This window comes from Paenibacillus antarcticus, from assembly GCF_001637225.1.
Classification (GTDB): Bacteria; Bacillota; Bacilli; order Paenibacillales; family Paenibacillaceae; genus Paenibacillus_AQ; species Paenibacillus_AQ antarcticus.
Genome location: NZ_LVJI01000030.1, coordinates 57,565 through 79,030 on the forward strand (window position 1 = coordinate 57,565; position 21,466 = coordinate 79,030).

General features: G+C 41.7%; 21 protein-coding genes. 14 read left to right on the forward strand and 7 right to left on the reverse strand.

Translation table 11 applies throughout. The features are described from left to right. Positions 1 to 37 precede the first annotated feature (37 nt). The 11 genes from hrcA (at position 38) to PBAT_RS18995 (ending at position 10,331) form a co-directional block, all read left to right on the forward strand. Complete coding sequence (gene hrcA, locus PBAT_RS18945; protein WP_068587690.1) at positions 38 to 1,069, forward strand: heat-inducible transcriptional repressor HrcA; 1,032 nt, start codon at positions 38 to 40, stop codon at positions 1,067 to 1,069. 13 nt (positions 1,070 to 1,082) lie between these two features. After that, on the forward strand, positions 1,083 to 2,636 hold the full coding sequence (locus PBAT_RS18950; protein ID WP_068651852.1) for a TCP-1/cpn60 chaperonin family protein: 1,554 nt from the start codon (positions 1,083 to 1,085) through the stop codon (positions 2,634 to 2,636). 88 nt (positions 2,637 to 2,724) lie between these two features. Beyond that, entirely contained in the window at positions 2,725 to 3,291 is a 567-nt protein-coding gene (gene grpE, locus PBAT_RS18955) for a nucleotide exchange factor GrpE (RefSeq protein WP_068651855.1), read from the forward strand. 74 nt (positions 3,292 to 3,365) lie between these two features. Next, complete coding sequence (gene dnaK, locus PBAT_RS18960) at positions 3,366 to 5,210, forward strand: molecular chaperone DnaK (protein ID WP_068651857.1); 1,845 nt, start codon at positions 3,366 to 3,368, stop codon at positions 5,208 to 5,210. 138 nt (positions 5,211 to 5,348) lie between these two features. After that, positions 5,349 to 6,464, forward strand: coding sequence for a molecular chaperone DnaJ (gene dnaJ / locus PBAT_RS18965; RefSeq protein ID WP_068651859.1), 1,116 nt, complete (start codon positions 5,349 to 5,351; stop codon positions 6,462 to 6,464). A gap of 141 nt (positions 6,465 to 6,605) precedes the next feature. Next, positions 6,606 to 6,905, forward strand: a complete 300-nt coding sequence (locus tag PBAT_RS18970) for a hypothetical protein (RefSeq protein ID WP_068651861.1) — start codon at positions 6,606 to 6,608, stop codon at positions 6,903 to 6,905. A 36-nt stretch (positions 6,906 to 6,941) separates the two neighbouring features. Next, complete coding sequence (locus PBAT_RS18975; protein WP_068651863.1) at positions 6,942 to 7,133, forward strand: YfhD family protein; 192 nt, start codon at positions 6,942 to 6,944, stop codon at positions 7,131 to 7,133. A 171-nt stretch (positions 7,134 to 7,304) separates the two neighbouring features. After that, positions 7,305 to 8,273, forward strand: a complete 969-nt coding sequence (gene prmA / locus PBAT_RS18980) for a 50S ribosomal protein L11 methyltransferase (protein ID WP_068651865.1) — start codon at positions 7,305 to 7,307, stop codon at positions 8,271 to 8,273. Between the two features lie 2 nt (positions 8,274 to 8,275). Further along, positions 8,276 to 8,959, forward strand: a complete 684-nt coding sequence (locus PBAT_RS18985; RefSeq protein WP_068651867.1) for a site-2 protease family protein — start codon at positions 8,276 to 8,278, stop codon at positions 8,957 to 8,959. A 29-nt stretch (positions 8,960 to 8,988) separates the two neighbouring features. Then, entirely contained in the window at positions 8,989 to 9,753 is a 765-nt protein-coding gene (locus PBAT_RS18990; RefSeq protein WP_068651869.1) for a 16S rRNA (uracil(1498)-N(3))-methyltransferase, read from the forward strand. Between the two features lie 146 nt (positions 9,754 to 9,899). Further along, positions 9,900 to 10,331, forward strand: coding sequence for an NUDIX hydrolase (locus tag PBAT_RS18995; protein WP_068651871.1), 432 nt, complete (start codon positions 9,900 to 9,902; stop codon positions 10,329 to 10,331). A 5-nt stretch (positions 10,332 to 10,336) separates the two neighbouring features. On the opposite strand, the gene PBAT_RS19000 is transcribed toward PBAT_RS18995, so the two are convergent. Then, complete coding sequence (locus tag PBAT_RS19000; protein ID WP_068651873.1) at positions 10,337 to 11,317, reverse strand: Na/Pi cotransporter family protein; 981 nt, start codon at positions 11,315 to 11,317, stop codon at positions 10,337 to 10,339. Positions 11,318 to 11,451: 134 nt separating this feature from the next. Here PBAT_RS19000 and PBAT_RS19005 point away from each other — a divergent pair, with 134 nt between their 5' ends. Beyond that, complete coding sequence (locus PBAT_RS19005) at positions 11,452 to 12,825, forward strand: class I SAM-dependent rRNA methyltransferase (protein WP_068651875.1); 1,374 nt, start codon at positions 11,452 to 11,454, stop codon at positions 12,823 to 12,825. 118 nt (positions 12,826 to 12,943) lie between these two features. Here PBAT_RS19005 and PBAT_RS19010 read toward each other — a convergent pair whose 3' ends face one another. The 6 genes from PBAT_RS19010 to PBAT_RS19035 are packed head-to-tail and all read right to left on the reverse strand — an operon-like array spanning position 12,944 to position 19,912. Continuing rightward, on the reverse strand, positions 12,944 to 14,599 hold the full coding sequence (locus PBAT_RS19010; RefSeq protein WP_068651877.1) for an ABC transporter substrate-binding protein: 1,656 nt from the start codon (positions 14,597 to 14,599) through the stop codon (positions 12,944 to 12,946). Positions 14,600 to 14,645: 46 nt separating this feature from the next. Next, positions 14,646 to 15,557 (reverse strand): oligopeptide ABC transporter permease, encoded by a 912-nt coding sequence (gene opp4C, locus PBAT_RS19015; RefSeq protein WP_068651879.1) that lies wholly within the window; start codon positions 15,555 to 15,557, stop codon positions 14,646 to 14,648. A gap of 14 nt (positions 15,558 to 15,571) precedes the next feature. Further along, entirely contained in the window at positions 15,572 to 16,522 is a 951-nt protein-coding gene (locus PBAT_RS19020; protein WP_169810139.1) for an ABC transporter permease, read from the reverse strand. A gap of 13 nt (positions 16,523 to 16,535) precedes the next feature. Beyond that, complete coding sequence (locus tag PBAT_RS19025) at positions 16,536 to 17,528, reverse strand: ABC transporter ATP-binding protein (RefSeq protein WP_068651881.1); 993 nt, start codon at positions 17,526 to 17,528, stop codon at positions 16,536 to 16,538. A gap of 11 nt (positions 17,529 to 17,539) precedes the next feature. Next, complete coding sequence (locus PBAT_RS19030; RefSeq protein ID WP_068652006.1) at positions 17,540 to 18,502, reverse strand: ABC transporter ATP-binding protein; 963 nt, start codon at positions 18,500 to 18,502, stop codon at positions 17,540 to 17,542. A 3-nt stretch (positions 18,503 to 18,505) separates the two neighbouring features. Next, positions 18,506 to 19,912: an amidohydrolase gene (locus PBAT_RS19035; RefSeq protein ID WP_068651883.1), complete on the reverse strand. Its 1,407-nt coding sequence runs from the start codon at positions 19,910 to 19,912 to the stop codon at positions 18,506 to 18,508. A gap of 471 nt (positions 19,913 to 20,383) precedes the next feature. Here PBAT_RS19035 and PBAT_RS19040 point away from each other — a divergent pair, with 471 nt between their 5' ends. Then, positions 20,384 to 20,557, forward strand: a complete 174-nt coding sequence (locus PBAT_RS19040; protein ID WP_044877923.1) for a lysine biosynthesis protein LysW — start codon at positions 20,384 to 20,386, stop codon at positions 20,555 to 20,557. Between the two features lie 13 nt (positions 20,558 to 20,570). After that, positions 20,571 to 21,464, forward strand: coding sequence for a RimK family alpha-L-glutamate ligase (locus PBAT_RS19045; protein ID WP_068651885.1), 894 nt, complete (start codon positions 20,571 to 20,573; stop codon positions 21,462 to 21,464). Positions 21,465 to 21,466 lie beyond the last annotated feature (2 nt).

Consider the following 21,466-nt stretch of genomic DNA (forward strand, 5'->3'; position numbering starts at 1 on the left):
AAGATGGAATATAGATAGCTGCGAGGAGGAGAAAGAGTTGTTAACTGAACGCCAAAGAATGATATTGAATGTTATTGTTGACGATTATATCCGTTCTGCCGAACCTGTCGGTTCTCGCAGCATTTCCAAGAGACCTGATGTTGGGTATAGCCCAGCTACGATACGTAATGAAATGGCCGATTTAGAAGAATTGGGATTTCTTGAACAACCCCATACTTCTGCTGGTAGAATACCTTCACATAAAGGCTACCGTTATTACGTGGATCACATGACTCCATGGAATTCTATCGCTCCAGCTGAACTAAACACGATTCGAACTTTTTTTGCAGAAAAACTGAATGTCATGGAGCAGGTCATCCAACAATCAGCTATGATTCTTTCCCATATGACAAACTATACATCCATTTTACTTGGACCAGAAGTGTTTCATACGTCTTTACGTCACTTTCAGTTGCTACCTCTTAATGAGACGACAGCAGTGGCTATTATCGTAACAAGCACTGGGCAGGTAGAGAATAAGACAGTAGCTATTCCCGCAGGGGTATCTGTTTCGGAAATGGAGAAAGTGGTGAATCTGCTTAATAGCAAGTTAGTTAATGTACCACTCTTCAAGTTGAAATCTCGTTTGTATTCCGAAGTCGCTCAAGAGCTTGAGAGATACACCTCTCATTACGAAGAGCTGCTCATCGTACTGGATTCTGTACTGGATAGTGAACATGATCACCAAGTGTATTTAAGTGGAACAACAAATATGCTCACGCAACCCGAATTTAAAGATGTTGATAAAGTCAAAGATATTCTCGATTTACTTGCAGAAACGCCTACACTTATGAAAATGATGACGCCAACCGCTGGAGAAAGTGGTATTCAAGTAAGAATTGGTACAGAGAATGATCATCAAGCGTTCGCCAATTGTAGTTTGATTACAGCTACCTACTCTCTGGAAGGGGAGTCACTAGGTACCATTGGTATATTGGGACCTACTCGGATGGAATATGCGAGAGTCATGAGTATTATGGAGATTATTTCTAAAGATTTGACAACATTATTATCACATTGGTACAAATAGGGAGTGAGAATAAATGAGTCAGGGACAGCAATCCGTTCGTGAAGGTGAGGAGCGATACGCTACCTTGCTTAACAACAGCAGTGCAGTCCGCGCCATTACTTCTGCAGTCGAAGGTACACTCGGTCCTAAGGGACTCGATGTAATGCTAGTGGGTACCAGAGGAGAAGTAATCATTACCAACGATGGCGTCACTATTTTGGACAGAATAGACGTAAGTCATCCTGCAGCAAGCTTACTTATTCAGGTAGCTCGATCTCAGCAACGGAAAGTAGGAGACGGCACAACCTCTGCAACGGTATTAGCGGGTGCGCTAGTGCAAGAAGGAGTTGCTCAGATTGTGAAGGGGGTCCCGGCCTCCAAAGTCGTCTCAGGCATGCAACAGGGAATTGAATTCGCAATCGAGTCAATGGAACGTCGAACCAGGAAGATTACAGGCCTCATGGATCCTTTGTTAGAGAAAACAGCTTATGTTGCTGGACGAGAACGAAGAGATATCGTGAAGCTAGTCATGGAAGCCGCTTTAAAGGTGGGCATGGAAAGACTCAAGGACCCTACATTTCATTTGGCTGATTGTGTGATTGCGATTGAGAAAGCTAATAATGAAGTATTCGAAGGTTTGTTATTGCGCCAAAAGCCTATGCATTTCCTTGGAAATAAAGTTCTTAAGGATATTCGAGTATTAGTACTTCAAGATGCGTTAGAACCAGAAACCTTAGATGAAGAAATATTAACGACGGAAGCAGGATTTGCCCGTTATATGGAATTAAGGGAACAGTTCGGCAGAGAGTTAATGAACTTGACTCATCTGGGTGTGGGTGTCATCTTGTTGGAACGTGGGATTCATCCTGATGCTGAACAGTTCTGTCTGGATCATGGTATACTGGTCATTCAGCGCATTAGTCGTGTTGATCTAAGTCGAGTATGTGAAATGACGGGCGCCGTTCCTGTTAGACGTACCGCGTTACATAAAGATCCAGAACAACTGCAACGTATATTAGGAAGCTCACCGCGGGTCGCTTATGATGAAGAGCTTGAGCGTGTTCGTATGCAAGCTCAAGATAGTAGTCAGGAACCATTCGTGACTGTGGTTGTTGGAGCAAGTACGGCCGAAATCGTGGGGGAATCAGCACGGATCGCAGGAGATGCGGCATCTGCCTTGCAGGCTGCCGTATCAGGAGGCGTGCTGCCTGGTGGAGGCACAACTGAGTTGGCTGTTTCCTATGAATTGGAGCGTCACCGGGAAATAGTTACAGGTATGGAGGCATACGGTATTGCTGCAGTTGCAGCAGCCTTAAGAAAGCCTATGTCTCAAATTTTGCTGAACGCGGGTTATAATCCTCTTGAGAAATTAGAGGAGGCACGTGCAGCTCAGATTGCAGAGAATAGCGACAGCATGGGAATCGATTGTGACACAGGACTCGTAATTAATTATGAGCTTGCTGGAATTATAGATCCTGCTCTCGTCAAGTCTCATGGACTGAAAGCTGCTGGTGAAGTCGCAACAGCAGTCCTTCGTATTCATAATGTGATTAAGATGAGGGAAGAAGATGGACGGTTGAATGATTAGGATTACCGTTATTCTTATTGAACTCATATAACATAATCAAAATTTGTAATGAATTCATTTTAAAGTTTCCTAAGGAGGTGAAGACATCATGAAAGAAGAACAACAGGACATTAACACGGTTCCAGAAGATACAAATAATATTGAAATTATTGAAGAACTAAATGAGGAACAATCAACGTCTTCGCTTGAACAAGAACCGGTATCTATACTTGAGCTGGAGCGCCTACAAGCACTTGCGGATGAGAATCAACAACGTGTTCTACGTACTCAAGCAGATTTCGATAACTATCGCAAACGTACGCAGAAAGAGAAGGAAGAATTCGCTAAATATGCATCTACTAAGCTAATTACTGAGCTTTTACCAATTGTAGATAACTTTGACCGAGCGTTTAGCGCGGTTGTTGAAGATAATCTGAATGAGTCTTTTTCAAAAGGGATGAATATGATTTATCGTCAATTGGAAGGTGTACTACAGGCAGAAGGTTTAGTTCCTATGGACAGTGTGGGTCAACCATTCAATCCTGAATTTCATCAAGCCATTATGCAAGTTGAGAGTGAAGAATACCCAGAAGGTACTGTTGTTGAAGAAATTCAAAAGGGTTATATGTTGAAGGATAAAGTACTTCGTCCCGCAATGGTAAAAGTAAGTCAATAGTTGATGAATTAGGATTATCTAAATATTGTTATATAGAATTACAATGATGACCATATTGAAGGAGGAATTTTAGAATGAGTAAAGTAATTGGGATTGACTTAGGTACAACGAACTCATGTGTTGCAGTTATGGAAGGCGGCGAAGCCGTAGTTATTCCTAACCCAGAAGGTGCACGCACAACACCATCAGTTGTAGGTTTTAAGAAAGACGGGGAGCGTATTGTTGGTGAAACAGCAAAACGTCAATCGATCACTAACCCTGACCGCACAATTATGTCCATCAAACGTCATATTGGTACAGATCATAAAGAACAAATCGATGGTAAAGATTACACTGCACAAGAGATTTCTGCGATTATTCTACAGAAGCTTAAATCAGATGCAGAAGCATACTTAGGACAGACTGTTACGCAAGCGGTAATCACAGTTCCTGCTTACTTCAATGATAGTCAACGTCAAGCAACGAAAGATGCAGGTAAAATTGCTGGTCTTGAAGTTCTACGTATTGTCAATGAGCCTACGGCTGCAGCACTTGCATATGGTATGGAGAAGACAGAGGATCACACGATTCTTGTATATGACCTTGGTGGTGGTACGTTTGACGTATCTATCCTAGAACTAGGCGATGGCTTCTTTGAAGTAAAAGCAACAAGTGGTGATAACCGTCTTGGTGGGGATGACTTTGACCAACTCGTTATTGATCATCTAGTAAGTGAATTCAAAAAAGATCAAGGTATTGATCTAGGTAAAGATAAAGCGGCTGTACAACGTTTGAAAGATGCTGCAGAAAAAGCGAAAAAGGAATTGTCTGGTGTATTAACTACAACGATCTCCTTGCCGTTCATCACTGTAGTTGACGGCGTACCACAGCATTTAGAGATGAACCTAACTCGTGCTAAATTTGATGAATTGACAGCTACTTTGGTTGAACGTACGCTTGGTCCTACTCGTCAAGCGCTGAGTGATGCTGGAATGACTGCTAACGATATTGATAAAATCGTTCTTGTTGGTGGATCTACACGTATTCCTGCTGTTCAAGATGCGATCAAGAAATTGACAGGTAAAGATCCTCATAAAGGTGTTAACCCGGATGAAGTTGTTGCACTAGGTGCAGCTGTTCAAGCAGGCGTATTGACTGGTGATGTGAAGGACGTAGTTCTTCTTGATGTAACACCATTGTCTCTTGGTATTGAAACTGCAGGCGGTGTATTTACGAAGATGATCGAACGTAATACGACGATCCCTACAAGTAAATCTCAAGTATTCTCTACTTATGCAGATAATCAACCAAGTGTTGAGATTCATGTTCTACAAGGTGAGCGTCAAATGGCTGCTGGCAACAAAACGCTTGGACGCTTTATGCTAGGAGATATTCCTCCGGCACAACGTGGTATTCCACAAATTGAAGTTACTTTTGATATTGACGCTAACGGAATCGTTAACGTATCTGCAACAGATAAAGGTACAAATAAAACTCAGAAGATTACTATCACATCTTCAAGTGGTTTGAGTGATGATGAAGTTGAACGTATGATGAAGGATGCTGAAGAGCATGCGGAAGAGGATCGTCTACGTAAAGAGTTGATCGAAGCTAAGAACAATGCTGACCAACTTGTTTACTCAACAGACAAAGTGATTAAGGATCTAGGTGAGAAGATCGATGCATCTGAAATCGAGAAAGCTGAAGCAGCGAAAGAAAAAGTGAAATCAGCTCTAGAAACAGATAACATTGAAGATATCACTAAGGCAACTGAAGAGTTGACGGAAATCGTTCAACAATTGTCCATGAAGTTGTATGAGCAAGCTGCTGAGGCAGAGCAAGGTACTGAAGGCGAAGCTGAAGCAACTGGCGCAGCTAAAAAGGATAATGTTGTTGATGCAGATTACGAAGTTGTTGACGAAGATAAAAAACAAGAGTAACCTATAGAAAGTTTCCTTCATAAATTGTGGTAGGAAAAGGGGAAGGTCAAAGCTGGGGCATCCCGTGCTTTGGCTTTCCCTTTGTTACAATGAACAGCAACTATTTATAAGATAAATAAGATGGTATGGGGTGGAAGAGTGGCTGAAAAGCGCGATTATTACGAAGTGCTGGGCGTTAGCAAAAGCGCACCAGATGAAGAAATTAAGAAGGCCTATCGCAAACTTGCACGACAATATCATCCAGATGTGAACAAGGCCGATGATGCTGAAACAAAGTTTAAAGAAGTTAAAGAAGCCTATGACGTACTAAGTGATGGGCAGAAGAGAGCTGGATATGATCAATATGGACATGTTGATCCTAACCAAGGAGGATTCTCTGGTGGTGGCGACTTCGGTGGTGGTATGGGTGATATATTTGATATGTTCTTCGGTGGTGGCGGACGCCGTGATCCGAATGCACCACAACGTGGGAACGATCTCCAGTACACGATGACTATCGAGTTCAAAGAAGCTGTATTTGGTAAAGAAAATGATATTACTATTCCACGTACGGAGAATTGTGATACATGTCATGGTTCGGGTGCTAAGCCTGGAACGAAACCTCAGACTTGTCATGTGTGTCATGGTAGTGGACAAGAAGAAGTTGTACAGAATACACCATTCGGACGTATGGTGAATCGACGCACTTGTTCGACATGTAGTGGTAACGGTAAAATCATTAAGGAACGTTGTACAACTTGTCAAGGACAAGGCAAAGTTAAAAAACAACGTAAAATTCATGTTAAGATTCCTGCAGGTGTAGATGATGGAGCACAATTGCGGATGACGGGTGAAGGTGAAGGCGGAGTACGCGGGGGTCCATCAGGTGACCTGTATATTGTTATTCGCGTGAAATCTCATGAATTCTTTGAACGTGAAGGTGACGATATTTATTGCGAGATCCCGCTGACTTTTGCTCAAGCTGCTTTAGGTGATGATGTTGAAATTCCAACATTAACTGAAAAAGTAAGGCTTAAGATTCCAGCAGGTACTCAGACGGGTACATTCTTCCGTCTCAGAGGTAAGGGAGTGCCACGTCTTCGTGGTATTGGCCAAGGAGATCAGCATGTTAAAGTTGTGATTGTTACGCCAAGTAATCTAAGCGATGAGCAAAAAGATTTACTTCGCCAAATTGCCTCTTTAGACGGCGAGAAGACACATGAACATGAACAATCATTTTTTGATCGTGTGAAGAAGGCTTTCCGCGGAGATTGATCCATTATTAACTATCATAGGATTGCATAGAAATTGTAAGCTCAGCCTTTATGGCTGAGCTTTTTTTGTATTTGTTAACACGCATAATTAGAAGAATGAAGCGGTAACCTAGGGGTATGAAAGCGTAGGTGAGAATAGAAGATGGGTGAAAGAAATATTCTAGCTTATTTCAAAAGTCCTGAAGAAGCAGATCAGGTATCACGAAAGCTTGCGTCATTACGGGTTGTTGATATGTCCATTAACCGATTTGGTTCGTACATGGGAGGTGAGCTTAATCCTTCCGAAGGGATTCTTACGGCTGCTTCTACACTGAGTGGCGGTATGAGTGATAGAGGTCAGGATGGGACGCGAGGATTTGATATTCTACTAACCGTTGTGACAGAGAATGATTCTTTCGATCAAGCTATACGTATTATTGAAGAAGCTGGAGGTATGGTGTAGTCATATCCTAATTTAGAGGAAGGAAGGTTGAATGGAATGACCAAATATACGCACGAGAAGAATGTGAAAATGACAAAGACAGAGAAGATTATTGAACTGATGTCCGCCAAACAAGAAGACGTAGAATTCTCAGCACTCGAAGCAGATCAGGAAGATGTTGAAGCAATAAGAAGAAGTGAAGCAGCAGATGGGCGACAGTTAAAAAGAATGAATCGTGACGAAAAATAGTTCCTTCACTTGGATCATGAACGCATAAGGGTTGGAATGGATTAGAATATGGCTATGTCGTCTATATATGGACGACATAGCCATTTAATTATATAGTTGAAATTTTGTACACAGAACTCTTTGTATAGTACAATGATATTTATGCAAAAGTACGAGGGGGATATTTACATAATGTTATGGCATGAGTTTACGATACATACCACGGAAGAATCAGTTGAGATGATTTCTAATTTCCTGCACGAGGCAGGAGCGGGTGGCGTGTCCATTGAAGAATCAGGAACGTTAAATAAAGTACGGGATACGAAATATGGTGAGCTATATGATATGCCACTTAATGATATTCCAGAAGGGCAGGCTGAGATCAAAGGCTATTTCTCTTTGGAGTTGGAGCTTGACTCGATTACGGTAACGTTGAAGCAGCGAATCGAAGAGCTGGGTGAGTATGTGGATACCGGTGATGTTCGTTATGAGAGCAAGACGGTCAATGAAGATGATTGGGCTGATGCATGGAAGAAATATTTTAAGCCCTTGCGTGTATCCAAGACCCTAACGATAAAGCCAACATGGGAAGAATATACTCCTGAGTCTGAAGATGAGAAGCTTATTCATTTAGATCCGGGAATGGCATTTGGTACGGGTGCGCACCCAACCACATCTCTTTGTCTACGCACGTTAGAGAATGTGATTAAAGGTGGCGAAGAAATTATCGATGTCGGAACGGGGTCAGGTATATTGGCTATCGGCGCCATTCTACTTGGAGCAAAGCATGTTCTAGCTGTAGATTTGGATCCTGTTGCAGTACATAGTGCTAAGGAGAATACGGCTTTTAATGGAATGCAAGATCGTATTACGGTTAAAGAAAGTGATCTACTCTCGGTATTCAAGCACCAATCAGAAGGCGTGAATTTAGGCGTGACTGTGCCTGTTAATATGGTTGTTGCAAATATTCTAGCGGAGATTATTTTATTATTGATTGATGATGTGTACCAAGTGTTGGAGCCTGATGGAATCTTTATAACGTCCGGAATTTATAAGAATAAAGAACATGTGGTTCAAGAGGCGCTTAAGCTCGCCAATTTTGAAATAATCGATGTGAATCGTGAAGAAGAATGGATTGCCTTTGTGGCTAGAAAGAGGTAAGTATGGATTTTCTAAATAAGATATTGATTTATCCGATCGACAAAATGCCGTTTTTCTTAATAGCGATCGTGTTGGCTTTTACGGTACATGAGTTCTCGCATGCCTATTTCGCCAATAAATTCGGTGACCCAACAGCGAAGTTGTTAGGACGAGTGACCTTGAATCCAGCTGTTCATTTTGATTTGTTTGGTATTATATTGTTAGTTATTGCAGGATTTGGTTGGGCAAGACCCGTTCCCGTGAACCGTGATAATTTTAACCGTCCACGACTAATGGGCGTCATTGTATCTATTGCAGGGCCGCTTAGTAATTTTGTGCTTGGTGTAGTGGGTGCTTTGATTTATGCAGGTCTTGTACAATTCGGTGTTCTAGATTCCATTACGAATCTGAAATTAGCTGAAGCGATTGCGACCTTGTTCTATTTCATTATTATCATGAACTTTTTCCTATTTCTATTTAATCTTATCCCATTACCTCCTCTGGATGGGTACCGTGTGCTGGAAGACGTTGTACCACGTGAAGTTAGAGGTAAATTACAGAAATTTGAACAATGGTCGATGTTAGTATTTCTACTAATTCTGTTTATTCCAGAACTTCAGAAATATACGATTGCCCCTTTGTATACCGCAGCTATGACGATGTATGTGAATTTTATTAATATGTTTATGGTGATGTTTGGGGCTTAATTTATGTAAGGATAGGATGTGGATAAACAATGCAACGATACTTTGTATCTGTGGAACAATTCAAGGACAATACAGTAGAGATTACTGGGGATGATGCGAGACATATTACGAAAGTGATGCGTGGTAAGGTAGGAGATAAGATCATTGTAAGTGACGGTCTATCTCGCGAAGCGTTAGTGGAGCTATCAGTATTAGAGCAAGATCTAGTTACTGCTAATATCGTTGAACATCTCGATATGTTACAAGAAGCACAAGTGAAAGTTACTGTGGCACAGAGTCTTCCCAAAGGGGATAAGATGGAGACGGTTATTCAGAAGTGTACAGAAATCGGCGCTGTGTCCTTTGTACCATTTCTCTCAGAACGGACCATTGTTCAGTATGATTCGAAGAAAGAAGAGAAACGTCTAGATCGATGGCGTAAGATTTGTAAAGAAGCTGCTGAGCAAAGTCATCGTAATATCGTTCCAGTAGTTGAGCCTTCAATGACATGGTCTCAGCTTATGAAGTCATTTTCAAAGTATGATGCCGTATATTTCTGTTACGAGAAAGAGCATGGGTTACAATTACGTGATGCTCTGACTCCCTTTATCCAAAGTGTAACAACCGGTAGTGCACCTAAAGTGCTTCTCATGGTTGGTCCAGAAGGTGGATTTAGTGAAGCAGAATGCCGTAAAGCTGAGGAAGCGGGCGCTATAAGTGTAGGATTAGGACGTCGGATTCTTCGCTGTGAGACTGCCGGTATGGTTGCCCTTTCCTGCATATTATATGACTTTGGTGAAATGGGCGGAGTCTAACGCACGCTATTCACCATCCATAGATACTTGCGGACAATCACACGTTTTAGCGACAATATGGACAGGGATTTCATTTCCAAGATAGTGGAAGTGAAATCCTTGTTGTTATTATTTTTAATACTATGGAATGTTGGGGGTCATCATCTATGGCACGCAAAGAGATCTCAGCAGGTGGTGTCGTGTACATGAAAGAGCAAGAGGGTCTTCGGATACAGCTTATACTGGACCGTTACGGCAAGATATCCTTACCGAAGGGTAAGATGGAGCTTGGAGAGACGATTGAAGAGACCGCTCTGCGTGAAATTGAAGAGGAGACAGGCATACTTGGAGAAATTGTCTCCCCTGTAGATATTATCGCGTACACGTATCAGAATCCCGTTTATGGTGAAGTTAATAAGGAAGTACACTATTATCTAGTGGAAGCCAAGAGTGGTCATCTGAAACCGCAGGTTGAAGAGATCAATGAAGTGTCATGGTATGATTCTATGGTGGCTTGGAATCGTCAGCTAAAGAGTGGTTATCGAAATAATGATGCTATTCTTAAAAAGGTTCTGTTACTATTAGGAGTAAATGTCTGATAGATCTATATAGATATACGATTATCTATCCTTCTCCAAAGTGGGAGATAACATATAGGCAGTGCTATAAGCGAGCATAGAATGTTAAATATCGTCTGCGAATGGGCAATTTGGCTACCCAAGTCGCTGGATATCCATGCGGATACATGATGTAACTGTTGAATAAAGGGCATGAATAAAGCGGCACCACCAACATTCAATACGACATGAGTCCAAGCAACAAATTTGCCTGAGGGAGTACTTCCTGCTGTAGCAATAACCGCAGTAAGGCAAGTACCTATGTTTGAACCAAGGACGATAGCAATACCAACCTCTACGGGAAGTGATCCAGAACTGGCCAGCCCCATCGCAAGACCGATGACCGCTGCACTACTATGAATAAGAGCGGTTAGGCATGCTCCAGCAGCTATTCCCCAAAGGACATTCTGAGAGGCGCGATCGATGAACCATGCGAAGACACCGTAGGTATCCAATGTGGGGCCAATGGATTGCATGACACGAATGCCAAACATGACTAGTGCAAATCCAGCTATTGCGAGAGAAATGTATTGTATGGGCTCGTAGAGATGCTTGAACCGGCGAAGTTTCCACGAATCTCGATCGTTAGCGACCACAGCAATGGCCCATATCGCTAGGGCTAGAAGTAGCAGAGGTGCTGCGATCTTTCCTATCTGTAAACCGATTAACTCGGTCGTTAGACAGGTACCAATGTTGCTTCCCAGAATAATACCAATTGTTCTAGCGTAGGTGAGTAGACCGGCATTCACAAGCCCCATGGTGATGACGGTTACTGCTGTACTGCTTTGTAGAATGGCAGTAATGACTGTGCTGAATAACATGCCCTTGAGAGGGGATTCGGTTGCTTTTCTTAGGAAAGAGGTCAAGAAGGGACCGGCCCAACGTGCTAAAGCGACTTCCATGACTTTCATACCGAAGAGAAAAATGGCGAGTCCGTATATAATGGGGAAAATAATAGATTGGAACATAGAGTGAGTCTCCTTTAGTGATTCTTGTCCTATGATTTACTTATATGTTCATGGCTCTACAGCCATGACAAACATGACAGAACCTGTGGTGACAACATGTGCACGTGCAGGTATATATTAGGGAGTGAAGTATAGTGGCATCAGTTATTTTACATCGTAGTCAGAAGAAAAGATTGGAACAAGGACATCCTTGGGTATACAAAAGTGAAATTGCAACGGTAGAAGGGGAACCAGAAGCAGGACAATTGGTGAATATTCTTAATCATCAGAAGCGCTATCTCGGGACAGGTTATTATAATGCTGCTTCACAGATCACGGTTAGAGTCGTTTCTTACAAACCGCTGGAAGCAATGGATAAAGCTTTCTTTGTTGATCGCTTCCAGAACACGCTACAGCATCGTGAGCGCTTCACCAAGGGAGAGAAAGCTTATCGATTGGTCTATGGTGAGGCGGATTTCTTACCTGGTCTAATTGTAGATCGATTCGGTGATGTACTTGTCATCCAATTGTTAACACTTGGTATGGACGTGTGTCGCAATGATATTGTGGAAGCATTAGTACAAGTTATGAAACCACAGGGAATTTATGAACGCAGCGACGTATCTGTGCGTGAACTAGAAGGCCTGGAACAAGTGAAGGGTCCTTTGTACGGAGAGTGTCCACGCCATGTGACCGTTCGTGAGAATGGTCTTGCTATTAAAGTCGATATTGTTGAAGGACAGAAGACGGGTTATTTCTTCGATCAACGTGAGAACCGCGCTTCGATTGAGCCTTTAATGACAGGTTGGGGTGGAAGAAGTGGCATCACCGTACAGGAAGTTGAACAAGATGGTATTACGAAGGAACTACCAGTGAATAAGAGTGGCAGTGTTGTTACATTCCCTTATTGGGATGGAGCTACAGTGTTAGAATGTTTCTCACATACAGGTAGCTTTACACTACACGCTTGTAAATACGGAGCTAAGAAGGTAACTTGTCTGGATATTTCTCAACATGCTATTGAGAGCGCTCAGGAAAATGTTGATTTAAATGGATTCACAGACCGAGTAGAGTTCGTCGTAGATGATGCTTTCCAATATCTCCGCACACAGGTTAAGGGTGTCGATGAGAGGGAGAAAAGATCTACTCCGGGTACAGGAAAGAACAAGATAGATACTTCTAAACCGATGACTCCAGGTGTTGGAAGAACATGGGATGTTGTTATTCTTGATCCTCCAGCATTCGCTAAAACGAAGAGTGCAGTTCCTGGGGCATCTCGCGGTTATAAAGATATTAATCTTCATGGGATGAAGCTGGTAAATGAAGGTGGATTCCTCGTAACGGCAAGCTGCTCTTACCATATGCGTCCAGATATTTTTCTAGAGACGATCCAAGATGCCGCATTAGATGCAGGTAAGATTCTTCGTCTAATTGAGTGGCGTGCAGCGGGTAAAGACCATCCACAGATTCTAGGTGTGGATGAAGGTCACTATCTTAAATTCGCTATCTTTGAAGTACGTAGTAAATAATGTTCAAAAAAAAGCATCCTTTTCTCAATTTATTTGAGAGAAGAATGCTTTTTTTTGTCGCCTCAATAAATGAGGATTTATCAAGTTAGTTATGGATCTATTATAAAAAAATAAATTTTTATTGCTTGATATCCCATTTATTTATGTTATTAAATTGACCGACATTGGCGGGTTTACCTTCGATGATATCCTTAGAAACGGCTTGTAAACGTTTCTCGGAATAGATGGCAAGTGCAGGAAGATCCTCATGAAGTATGGCTTGGAGCTGATTGTAAATAACAAGGCGCTTGGCTGGGTCAGTTTCAGTCTCACCCTGAGCAATAAGTGCGTCCACCTGTGGATTATTATATTTCAGGAAATTATTCTCGTTATTGCTTTGAAACAAAGTTAAATATAAGCTCGGTTCAAAATAATAATCACGATTAAAGATCGTTAAATCATAATCTCCGCTGTCTACTTTTCCAATCAATGTACTGAAATCGAATTTTTGTATTTTCACATTCACACCAACAGCAATTAAGTTCTGAACGAGTATGTCGGCAGCCTGTTCGCGAAGTTTGTTCCCTGATGGGACAAGCAGAGAAACCTCACGTTGTGAATCCCAATTGGTTTCTTGGAGCAACTGTTTTGCTTTTTCAGGATCATACGTATATAACTTGGTTTCTTTGGCGTAGTAAGGGTGATTGATCGGTACACCTCCATCGATAATATCTGCCTGACCTTTAAACAGTTGATCAACGATCAGTGGACGGTTAATCGCATAAGCGAACGCTTGGCGCACTTTAGGATCCGTGATCTTCGTTACATTGAAAAAAAGTTCTGCTGGTTCGGATGGCGTACTTGAGGTGAGGTTGATATTAGGAAGGTTTTTTATAGTTTCATAATCTGTGATTGGGATCAGTCCAACAGGTAAGGAGTTTAATTGAATTTCATTGGTTTGCAGTTGAGCTACCAGGTTGGTTGCAGGTAGTACTTTCACGATGATTTTATCCAACTTAGCAATATCGAGATAGTAGTTCTCGTTACGTACTGCTTCAAAATATTGGTCTTTGGCAAATTTGGAATATTTGAATGCACCGATGGTTACCGTTGGATTCTGGAAATAGGGATCTGTGGCAAGTTGTTCAGGGTTTATATCTTTTAAGATGTGTTCTGGCAAAAAGTTGATATTCGTACCGAATTTTTCTTTGAAGATATTAGGGTCAATGGGTGTCTTACTCTTTACTTCAAAGGTTTGTTTATCAATAATCTTCAACCCTGAAATTTCAGTTTGTCCTGCAGGGATTTTACCAGCATCATCTAATCCTTCAACGAAAGCAATTCGAACGGTACTTTCAACCTTGGGATTGAGTGCAGTTTTTAAAGTGAAGGCTACATCAGCTGTCGTGAAAGGGGCATTGTCATTCCATTTAGCGTTCGGATTCAATTTAACGGTAAACGTTTGGTTATCTGTTGATTCAATAGATTCGGCAATCTTAGGGACGAATTCAAATGATTCAGTTAGATCTAAGAGTGAATCATTAATAATGCCGAGTACAGTTTGGGAAGCGGAATCTCCTTGATGGTTAATTTGGTTTAAAGTTGTAGGGGAATTTACAATACCAATGGAGACTACTTTTGGTTTTGCAGTTGCTTCTATCTTCTCCGCTATGGTGGTATCCGTTTTTTCTGGTGTAGTACTTTGCTGAGTATCTGATTTATTTGTAGTTGAACTGCAAGCGGAAAGGATAATAACAAACATAGTTAATAAGTTAATGAATAGCATGCGTTTCATTGGAAGTTCCCCTTTATGGATCAGATTGTTGAAAATGGTCATTAAGTTATTGCTTTGGATCTAATGCATCTCGAAGGCCATCGCCCATGAAGTTAATGGCTAATACAGTGACCAACAGGATTGAACCAGCAGGTACCCACAGCCAAAGTTGATTGGTTAATACGGTTAAAGATTGAGCATCGCTTAGCATATTTCCCCAACTAGGTGTTGGTGGTTGAATCCCCATCCCGAGAAAGCTAAGTCCTGCCTCACTTAAGATAGCAGCAGCCACACCGAACGTAGCATTGACAATAATGGGGCCCAAGGCGTTGGGTAGAATATGACTAAACATAATGCGCGCTGGACTGAGTCCAAGGGCAACGCCTGCTTTTACATAATCCAATTCCTTCAGCGATAGCACACTTCCTCTAACTAGACGTGCTACGGTAGGCCAAGAGAATAGGGCTAGAACAAGAATGATGGTAGTAAGACTTGAGCCCAGTATACTGACGACGACCAAGATGACCATTAAATAAGGAAATGACATAAAAATGTCGGCAAGACGCATGACGATCATATCCATCCAACCGCCATAATAAGCAGAAATTAAGCCAAGTATGGTGCCTATAGTGACGTAGATGGATACGGTGATAAAGCCGACGATGAGAGAAATTCTAGTCGCATAGATCAGTCGACTTAGAACGTCTCTACCCACTTGATCCGTACCGAGCAAATGAGTAGTAGAAGGGGAGGCTGAGAACACAGCAGTCAATTCATTGGGATTATGTGGCGTTAACCATGGAGCGAATAGTCCAGTAAGTATAAGTAGGATGATAACGACAAGTCCTGCTACGGCCAAACGGTTTTTCCTGAAACGACGGATGATCTGCTGGGTGTATCGTTCTTCAGGTTCAGATTCTATCATTTGGGCAGCGTCCATTCGCGTAGTTGGGTTCACTCGGATATCGGTCATGGACATGTACATTCCTCCTTCTAGTTATATTTGACACGTGGATCTGCGACAAAATACAAAATATCCATGAATAAATTGGTTGCGAGTACAATAATCGCTGCTATGAAATTTAAGCCCATTAGGGTGGGATAATCTCTAGATAAGATGGATTGCATCGTTAGCTGCCCAATACCTGGCCATTGAAAAATTTGTTCAATAATAATGCTACCACCAAGGAGCAATGGAATTTCCATACCGAAAACGGTGATGATCGGAATAAGCGCATTACGCAGTGCATGTTTATTCGTTACGATAAACGCATGCAAACCTTTGGCGCGAGCAGTTCGTAAATAATCTTGTTTGAGCACATCGAGCATACTTGCACGTACATATCTTATTTTCTTGCCGATAATAGCAATCGTAAGGACGGAGACGGGAAGAATGAGGTGTTTGATTCGATCCGCAAAGTTGTCATCACCTCCAATCGTCAGCATCCCACCTGTAGGTAATATTTTAAAGTGAAGAGCAAACAGATAGATTAGACCTAATCCAAGAAAAAACTGTGGCATAGAAGTCCAAATAAAAGATAAACCAGTGATGATGTAATCGAAACGGGTATTTTGTTTGACGGCACTTAGAATGCCGATTGGAATAGCTATTAGCAGTCCCAAGGTTAAAGAAATGGAAGTTAACATAAGTGTGGGTCCAATACGTTCTCCAATGATATGTGTAACAGGAGCAAAGGAGCTGAACGAATAACCGAAACCACCTTGAAGTAATTGCCAAAGCCATTTGAAATATTGAATGATGAGGGGATCGTTAAGTCCTAGCATCTCCTTTTTTGCTTCCACTAATTGTTGGGGTGTATTAGGATCGATGAACATATCAACGGGATTGCCAGGTGCTAGATTGACAATACAAAAGTTGAGAATGGTAATGCCTATTAATACGGGTATCGCAATAAGCAAACGTCTCACAATGTATGGGAGCATATAGGGCTTCCTCCTAACCTAAGGGATAATGACATGCAACCGTATGAAGGAAGCCCGTGAGAAGCGGTTCTTCGTTCTTACATTTGTCTTGCACATAAGGACAACGTGTATGAAATCGACATCCCATAGGTGGGTTCGCGGAACTTGGGACTTCACCCTGTATAATCAATCGTTCTTTGTTGCGTAGTTTGGGATCAGGCAACGGGCTTGAATTTAATAAAATCTGGGTATATGGATGCTTGGGATGATTGAATAAATCGGCTTTGTCTGCTAGCTCTACGATTTTTCCTAGATACATAACGGCAACGCGCGTACTTATATATTTCACTGCACCTACCCCGTGCGCAATGAACAAATAAGTGAGATTCAACTCTTGTTGCAAATCCTTAAGAAGATTCAAGATCTGCGCTTGAATAGATACATCGAGGGCTGAGACAGGCTCGTCACATACAATGAACTTGGGCTTCAAGGAAATGGCTCTTGCAATCCCAATTCGTTGCCGTTGCCCGCCAGAGAATTCGTGCGGATAACGATTTTTGTAGGAGCGGGGCAAGCCCACCGCATCTAATAATTGATCGACATTCTGCTGTACCTCATGGGGCTTAACAAGTTTATGTACAATAAGGGGTTCAGATAGAATATCATTGATCTTTTTTCGCGGATTTAACGATGAATAAGGGTCTTGAAATATAATTTGTATGTTTTTGCGAATCGGCTTTAATTGTTGATTAGAATACTGAGTGATATCTTCATTCTGAAAAAAAATCTTACCGTTGCTTGGATTCTCAAGCCGTACTATAGAACGACCAATGGTGGATTTACCACACCCAGACTCTCCGATGAGCCCTAGCGTCTCCCCTTCGTAGATATTCAGACTGATGTCATCTACAGCTTTGACATGTCCTACGGTCCGAGAGAAGATTCCTTTTTTAATGGGATAGTACGTTTTTAATCCCTCGATCTGGATCAATGGCGTCTGGGATGGCGACTCTTTGGCTTCGATCATTTCATACCCCCTTAATACAGCCAGCATTTCACTTGGTGATTAGGCTTTATTGTCTTTAAAGTCGGTTGTTCATGAATGCATTTCTCTGTAGCGTACTCACAACGGGAATGGAACCTACAACCTTGAGGCATCCGCTGTATGGAAGGTACAGAGCCAGGAATCCCGAATAATCGATTGTTGTCGTTATTCTCCGTACCTGGAATGGATTGTAATAATCCTTGTGTATAAGGGTGGAGAGGCTTCTCAAATATGGAGAAGACATCGGCTTCTTCAACAATTTGGCCTGCGTACATCACAATTACTTTGTCAGCCATTTCTGCAACGATACCCAAGTCATGTGTGATTAGCATAATTGCCGCACCACTTTCTTCTCGGAGCTGTTTCATCAGTCGCAGTATTTGAGCTTGAACAGTGACATCAAGTGCAGTGGTAGGTTCATCTGCAATAAGAAGCTTGGGTTTGCAAGCAAGGGCTATAGCGATCATGACACGCTGGCGCATTCCGCCGGATAATGTATGTGGATATTCTTTTAGAATGGCCTCGGGCCTTGAAATACCAACTTTAGTCAGCATTTGAATTGCGTAAGCCTTTGACTCCTTACGATTTAGCTTCATATGCAGACGGATCGTTTCTATTAATTGATTACCAATCGTAAATACTGGATTGAGGGAGGTCATAGGCTCTTGAAAGATCATTGCGATTTCTTTACCTCGAAGCTTACGAAGGTCTGCCTCTGATAGCTCAGTTAGGTTAGCGCCATTAAACCAAATCTCCCCTTGTTGGATGCGACCTTCCTTACCAAGCAATCTCATGATGGATAAGGATGTAACGCTTTTTCCACAGCCAGACTCTCCTACGATTCCGATCGTTTCACCAAGTTTTATCTGAAAACTGACCTCATCGACAGCTGTCACATCGCCTTGATCAGCACGGAATACGGTTTGCAATCGATTGACTTCCAGTAAGTTCTTCATCACTTACACGAGAACCGGAGCTTTTGTGTCGCTAGGGATAGCTGGAATATAAGCATTTCCTTTCGTCGACTGCAAGAATTCTGCTTTTGCTTGCTCGAGAACTTCCTTTCCATCAACTAGTAGTTCATATGCTGAAAGCGCGATAATCTTTGCGGCATGAATCATACCTTTAAAGCCGATGGGGGAACCAAATGAAGCAGTAGCTTGCCATGTATGTAACGGAATGCCGACAGCTGAGCAGGTTGTTCCGACCTGTCCGACGGGTGTAATCCATGAGACATCACCAAGGTCTGAAGATCCTCCGATACTCCCCCCAAGTGTTTTATAACTAATAAATTCAGTTGGCAGAAGCGTATTTTCATGGATGCCGAGTAGGGCAAGCATTCGCTGAGAGTTTTCTCGCGATGTTGGATCAAGCGTTTGAACAAGTGCTTCTGCAAAGGCATGATCTTTCTTCGTAAATTGGAGTGGACCAACATCTTCTCTTTGCTTGAACATAAGCTGATTCAGGGTATCATTCACGTTAAAATCGTAGGCGCCCGCTTTGATTTCAAAGCTTACTTCCGTCTCAGTCATTAATGCAGCGCCTTTGGCAATCTTGATCACACGTTCGAACAACGCATCGACTTGGACACGATTTGCGCCTCGTAAGAAGTACCAAGTACTTGCTTTATCCGGCACAATGTTGGGTGCAATTCCTCCGTTCGTGATGGTGTAGTGAATGCGAGTGCCATCGATTACATGTTCCCGCAAATAGTTAGCACCTATGTTCATTAATTCAACGGCATCCAGAGCGCTTCTACCCAAGTGAGCAGTTGCAGCATGAGCCGTACGTCCAGTGAAAAAGAATTCTACGGATGTAAGTGCTGAAGTTCTGAAATTAGACACCATATTTGCAGTTCCCGGATGCCATGATAGTGCACAATCTAAATCATTAAAGGCACCTGCTCTTGCCATAAATGTTTTCCCAGATAACACTTCCTCAGCAGGACAGCCATAATAACGTATCGTACCTACGATAGGGTCTGCTTCAAAGTGATTTTTGAGAGCAATAACGGCTGCAACACCAGCTGTTCCTAGTAGATTGTGACCACATCCATGACCAGGACCGTTTGTATGAACTTCTTCTTTTACAACCCCTACCGTTTGGGATAACCCAGGAAGAGCATCATACTCACCTAAAATTCCTATAATGGGATGTCCTGTGCCGAATTCTGCGACAAATGCAGTTGGAAGATCTCCCACATTTGTAATGATAGAAAATCCATTAGCCTCTAAAAGAGATTGTTGTTCTTGTGAAGCAAAGTTTTCGTTAAATGCAATCTCTGGGGTTTCCCAAATCTTCTTAGCCATATCTACAAATTGGTCTTTGTGGTCATCTAACCACTGTACTAAATGTTGTTTACTCAAGTTATTCCTCCTTTTGGTCTCATTGATGTTACATAGATGCATGAATTAACCCAACAATTTAACTGTGAATAATGGGGATAATATAGCATATTAATTATTCGATGTATATTAACATGGAATAGAAATCTTCTATTCCATAAGAGTGATACTCTATGGCAATGCTTACACCCTTGATAGAATGCTACAGTCTGAATTTTGTGAATTCGTTATAACCTATACGAAGCAACAATGATTACGGAAACATAGAGATGTCCTATTCTCTAATAGAAGATGGTGATCGAACTTCAATTGACTTATCTGGAAAATTTATGATAATTTTAAGACAAATTTTAATCCCTAATTTATTTGATGTAAGTCAGATGAATATAGGAGGTCATTAGAATTTGAGAAAAAATGCGATTGAGCAATGCTTAAATACCCATTATTCATGTGGGTATAATATTAATTAATATTTGAAAGGTGGAAAAAGAAATGAGTAGCTTAAATTGCCTTGTATGCAAGTCTGATTTTAGCGTGGAAGAAGATGCAACAACGGGGGAAATCGTGGAATGTTCCTCATGTGGTCAAGAGCATGAGGTGCATGCTGTTCACAACTTAATAACTATAGCGCTCGCTCCTGAGATTGAAGAAACTTGGGGTGAGTAAAAGGGGTTGGATTATGAGCAATCATACAGATGTATTAATCTGTGTAACTAAATTACGCGAGGAAGAAAAACGCATATCTGATTTTCTTAAAGAGGATGGATTTAATGTTGAGATTAACCTTGATTCCATGGATTTGCCTCTGGAAACAGAACAATCTGAGCAAGTCGGATTAGCCCTCATTCGGTGTCTTTCGCAAAAACAGGCATTAAGTCGATCAACTCTGCTGGAGTTAGCAGGCCTTGAAACGCTCAATTCAGTTAAGGCGATTACGATTTGTACCAATAAAATTCATCAATCTATTGTGTTTCATAAAGCTAATATTCCGCAACCCAGATTCAAAGTGGCCTTTACTGCATCTCATATTACGGAATCGTTCGACGACTTTCATGATGGGTTTGTGATCAAACCTGCGAGTTCTTCTTGGGGACGAGGAATTGCTAGAATTGTCGGAAAAGATAGCTTGGATACATGGATTGCGGCAAGGGAATCTTTAGATCCCACGCAACAATCCTTCCCAGTACTGGTTCAAGAATTTATTGATAAAGGCGATTTCGATATCCGAGTTGTGATTGTTGGAAGTAAGCCCATTGTAGCTTTCCGGAGAGTATCCATCGACAACTGGAAGACCAATACACATCTTGGTGCGGAAATTGAAACGATGGATATCAACCCAGAAATCAGATTTATTTGTAAGCAATTAATTGATGTTTTGGGAGAAGGTATTTATGGATTAGATTTATTTTATGATTTCAAGAATAACTGTTATCTCGTGTGTGAAATTAACCAAAACCCTGAATTCGCCAAGTCTTGGAAAGTTCATGGTGTGGATGTTGCGGATCATATTGCTCAATATTTAAAACACAAAATAGCATATAAAAGTAAATTTGCTCAAATCATTAATTCTTAATG

What these genes read in the sequence shown, in the direction of transcription:
- opp4C (WP_068651879.1), bottom strand. Translation starts at nt 15,557, where the DNA reads ATGTCCATGACCGATATCCGAGTGAACCCAACTACGCGAATGGACGCT.
- PBAT_RS18975 (WP_068651863.1), top strand. Translation starts at nt 6,942, where the DNA reads ATGACCAAATATACGCACGAGAAGAATGTGAAAATGACAAAGACAGAG.
- PBAT_RS19020 (WP_169810139.1), bottom strand. Translation starts at nt 16,522, where the DNA reads ATGCTCCCATACATTGTGAGACGTTTGCTTATTGCGATACCCGTATTA.
- PBAT_RS18985 (WP_068651867.1), top strand. Translation starts at nt 8,276, where the DNA reads ATGGATTTTCTAAATAAGATATTGATTTATCCGATCGACAAAATGCCG.
- PBAT_RS19010 (WP_068651877.1), bottom strand. Translation starts at nt 14,599, where the DNA reads ATGAAACGCATGCTATTCATTAACTTATTAACTATGTTTGTTATTATC.
- PBAT_RS18970 (WP_068651861.1), top strand. Translation starts at nt 6,606, where the DNA reads ATGGGTGAAAGAAATATTCTAGCTTATTTCAAAAGTCCTGAAGAAGCA.
- PBAT_RS18950 (WP_068651852.1), top strand. Translation starts at nt 1,083, where the DNA reads ATGAGTCAGGGACAGCAATCCGTTCGTGAAGGTGAGGAGCGATACGCT.
- prmA (WP_068651865.1), top strand. Translation starts at nt 7,305, where the DNA reads ATGTTATGGCATGAGTTTACGATACATACCACGGAAGAATCAGTTGAG.
- PBAT_RS18990 (WP_068651869.1), top strand. Translation starts at nt 8,989, where the DNA reads ATGCAACGATACTTTGTATCTGTGGAACAATTCAAGGACAATACAGTA.
- PBAT_RS18995 (WP_068651871.1), top strand. Translation starts at nt 9,900, where the DNA reads ATGGCACGCAAAGAGATCTCAGCAGGTGGTGTCGTGTACATGAAAGAG.
- PBAT_RS19030 (WP_068652006.1), bottom strand. Translation starts at nt 18,502, where the DNA reads ATGAAGAACTTACTGGAAGTCAATCGATTGCAAACCGTATTCCGTGCT.
- grpE (WP_068651855.1), top strand. Translation starts at nt 2,725, where the DNA reads ATGAAAGAAGAACAACAGGACATTAACACGGTTCCAGAAGATACAAAT.
- PBAT_RS19045 (WP_068651885.1), top strand. Translation starts at nt 20,571, where the DNA reads ATGAGCAATCATACAGATGTATTAATCTGTGTAACTAAATTACGCGAG.
- PBAT_RS19000 (WP_068651873.1), bottom strand. Translation starts at nt 11,317, where the DNA reads ATGTTCCAATCTATTATTTTCCCCATTATATACGGACTCGCCATTTTT.
- PBAT_RS19040 (WP_044877923.1), top strand. Translation starts at nt 20,384, where the DNA reads ATGAGTAGCTTAAATTGCCTTGTATGCAAGTCTGATTTTAGCGTGGAA.
- PBAT_RS19025 (WP_068651881.1), bottom strand. Translation starts at nt 17,528, where the DNA reads ATGATCGAAGCCAAAGAGTCGCCATCCCAGACGCCATTGATCCAGATC.
- dnaK (WP_068651857.1), top strand. Translation starts at nt 3,366, where the DNA reads ATGAGTAAAGTAATTGGGATTGACTTAGGTACAACGAACTCATGTGTT.